This window comes from Streptomyces fuscigenes, from assembly GCF_021556455.1.
Classification (GTDB): Bacteria; Actinomycetota; Actinomycetes; order Streptomycetales; family Streptomycetaceae; genus Streptomyces; species Streptomyces fuscigenes.
This window is the reverse complement of the sequence record NZ_JAKGCV010000542.1, coordinates 1-3,285: the sequence shown is the minus strand read 5'-3', so window position 1 is coordinate 3,285 and position 3,285 is coordinate 1. Positions and strand designations below refer to the sequence as shown.

The following is a 3,285-nucleotide window of genomic DNA, read 5'->3' as shown; positions in this document are numbered from 1 at the left end:
CGCCCGGGCCCGCGCGCCGCGCACGGCACGCGCGCCGGCGGGCGGCTCCCGGCCTGCCGGACGCGGCGCATTACCTCCGCGGTAATCGACCCCGGCGGCGGTGTCCGGCCACAGTGGTGCCACCCCACGGGCCCGGCGGTGGCACGGCGGGACATCGGGGTGCCGCAGACATCACACCGCTCCCTCAGGAGGTCGTCCATGTCCGTGCACGAGGACGCAGTCACCCGTTACTTCGCCGCGTGGAACGCCGAGGACGACGTGCTCGACAAGGCGGTCGCCGCGGCCTTCACCGAGGACGCCGTCTACACCGACCCGCTCGCCGACGTGTCGGGGCACGAGGGCCTGGCAGCCGCGATCAGGGCCGCCCGCGAGCAGTTCCCCGGCTTCTCGTTCGAGCCGACGGGCACGCCCGACGCCCACCACGACGTGGCCCGTTTCACCTGGGACCTGGTCTCGGCGGCCGACGGATCGGCGCCCGCCGCCGGGTCCGACGTCGTCAGGATCGCCGCCGACGGACGCATCCGCTCGGTCAGCGGGTTCCTGGACCGCCTGCCGGGCTGACGGCCCCGGCGCCCCGGGCCGGCCGTGCGCTCTCCGGCGGCCCGGCCCGGCGCTCCCGCCGCCGTCAGCCCCTCCCGCGCCGCCGTGCGAGCGCCAGCGCCCCGGCGTACAGGGCGAGCACGGCGGCGAGCAGGGGGTAGAAGGAGAGCGGCGGCGCGGTCATGCCGAAGGCCGCGCCCGGCGGAAGCAGGGGCAGCCCCACGCCCACCGCGGCGAGGAACACGGCCGCGGCCCTGATCGGCGCCGGCACCCCGGCCCGCCGTCCGTCCGCGCCGCGCCGGTCGCCGCGCGGGCGCTGCAGCAGCATCACGAGCGCCTGGGTGAGCAGGTTCTCGGTGAACCACCCCGCGTGGAAGGCCCCCTGGCCGCCGATGTGCCGGGAGGCGGGTACCGCGAGCACGAGCACCGCGAACGTCGTGAGGTCGGCCGCCGCGTTGAGCACTCCGTAGCCGGCGATGGTGCGCGGCAGTCCGCGGGGGTGCAGTGTCGCCGGCCGCGCCGCGGCGGCCGCGGGCGGGCGGTCCAGCGCCAGGGTCAACTGGGCCGCGTCGAAGCACAGGTTCTGCAGCAGGACCTGCGCGGGCAGCATCGGCAGGAACGGCAGCAGCAGTCCGCCGCCCAGCATCGCGATCACGTTGCCCACGTTGGAGGACAGGGTGATCCGTACGTAGGTGAGGATGTTGGCGCTCGCGCGCCGGCCGTAGGCGACGGCGTGGGCCAGTGCCGTCAGGTCCTTCGTGGCGAGGACGGCGCCCGCCGCCTCGCGCGCCGCCTGCGCCGCGTCCTGCGTGCAGACGCCGAGGTCGGCGGCGCGCAGCGCGGGCAGGTCGTTGACTCCGTCGCCCAGGTAGCCGGTGGTGCGCCCGGCGGAGCGCAGCGCCCGCACGACGCGGGCCTTGTGCTCGGGGGTGCAGCGCGCGAGGACGGTCGTGCGGGCGGCGAGGGCGGCCACCCCCGCGTCGTCGAGCCCGTCGAGCCGGTCGGCGGTGACGACGCCGCCGGGACCGGCCGCGAGGCCCAGCTCCCGGCAGACCCGGGCCGCCGTGCCCGGGTGGTCGCCCGTGAGCACGGTGACGGACACTCCGCGGCGGGCGAGCGAGGCGAGGGCGTCGGCCGCGGTGGGGGCGAGGGCGTCCCGCAGCGCGACGAACCCGACCAGCGTGAGGTCCCGCTCGTCGGCGGCGGTCAGCGGGCGGGGCCGCACGGCCCGGTGGCCGACGGCGACCGCGAGGACCCGCAGTCCTTCGCCGGCGGCCTCCTCCACCAGCCGGTCGAGCCGGCGGCGTGCCTCCCCGTCCAGCGCGGCGCTCGCGCCGCTCTCCTCGCCGGTGGCCAGTCGCGTGCACCGGTCGAGCACGTCCTCCGGGGCGCCCTTGACGACGATCGCGTGGCCGCGGCCGTCCTGTACGAGCGCGGCGGATCGGCGCCGCACCGGGTCGAGGGGCAGGGCGTCGAGGCCCTCGCAGCGCTCCGCGGCCCCGGCCGGGGCCGCGGCGAGGATCGCCCCGTCGAGGGCGTCGGGCACCGGGACCTCGGCGAGCTGGAGCGTGACGAGACTGTTGAGCGCCGCCCAGCGCAGCGCCTGCGTGCCGTGGCTGCCGTCGGGCGCCAGGGACCGGTCGAGGACCGGCCGGTCCTGGGTGAGCGTGCCGGTCTTGTCGGTGCACAGCACCTCCACGGCCCCGAGGTCGTGGAGCGCCGGGAGCCGCTTGACGATCACCCCGTAGCGGTCGCGCAGCCGGCCCGCGCCGCGCGCGAGGACCGTGTTGACGACGACGGGCAGCATCTCGGGGGTGAGCCCGACGGCGACGGCCACGGCGAACGCCGGCGACTCGGGGCTGCTGCGGTGGAGGACCGCGCCCGCCGCGAGGACGAGCGGCGGGATGAGTGCCATCAGGCGCACGAGGAGCCAGGAGACGCCCTTGACCGACCGGTCGAAGGGCCGCTCGCGGCGCCGGGCCCGGCCGCGCCCCTCCGCGCCGTGGGCGGTGGCGAACCGGGTGCCCTGGCCGGTGGCGGTGACGACGGCCGTCGCGCTGCCGGCGGCCACGCTGCTGCCCTGGAAGCACAGGTGCGGCAGGTCGAAGTCGCCCTGCCCGTCGGCCCGCGCGCCGGGCGCGTCCACGGCGTGCTTCGCGGCCGGCACGGACTCCCCGGTGAGCGCGGCCTGGTGCACGCTCAGGCCGGTGGCGCGCAGCAGCCGGACGTCGGCGGGCACGAGGTCGCCGGGGGCCAGCCGGACGATGTCGCCGGGCACCAGGTCGCAGGTGGGCACCTCGCGCTCGCGGGTCTCGGTGTACGAGGGTCCGGCGCGGCGCCGTACGGTCGCCGTCGCGGCGATCGTGCCGTGCAGGGCGGCGGCGGACCGGTCGGCCCGGTGGTCGGCGTGGGTGCGCAGGGCGCAGCTGACGGCGACGAGCACGGTCAGGACGCAGGCGGTGCCCCAGGAGGAGACGGCGGCGGAGATCAGCGCCAGGCAGAACAGGACGCCGGTGAAGGGGTCGCGGACGCCGCCGAGGAAGCGGCGCAGCAGGGGCGCGGGGCGGGTGGCGGGCAGGGTGTTCTCGCCGTGGTGGACGAGGCGTTCCTCGGCGTCCGCCTCGCTCAGGCCGCGCGGGCCGCTGCCGAGGCCGCGCAGCACCTCCAGGGTGGTGGCGGTGGCCGCCGGGCCGGGGGCGGCGGTCCTTCCCGGCGCGCCGGGGGCCGTCTCGCCTCCGCCGCCGG

Annotated in this window: 2 protein-coding genes; one reads left to right on the top strand and one right to left on the bottom strand. The window is 78.2% G+C overall.

Annotated elements, in window-relative coordinates; genetic code table 11:
• Positions 1-198: 198 nt before the first annotated feature.
• On the top strand, positions 199-561 hold the full coding sequence (locus L1885_RS25975) for a nuclear transport factor 2 family protein (RefSeq protein WP_235799601.1): 363 nt from the start codon (positions 199-201) through the stop codon (positions 559-561).
• Between the two features lie 64 nt (positions 562-625).
• Here the strand turns inward: L1885_RS25975 and mgtA are convergent.
• Positions 626-3,285: magnesium-translocating P-type ATPase (gene mgtA, locus L1885_RS25970; protein ID WP_372482031.1), on the bottom strand; the 2,660-nt coding region annotated here is incomplete at its 5' end.

What these genes read in the sequence shown, in the direction of transcription:
- L1885_RS25975 (WP_235799601.1), top strand. Translation starts at nt 199, where the DNA reads ATGTCCGTGCACGAGGACGCAGTCACCCGTTACTTCGCCGCGTGGAAC.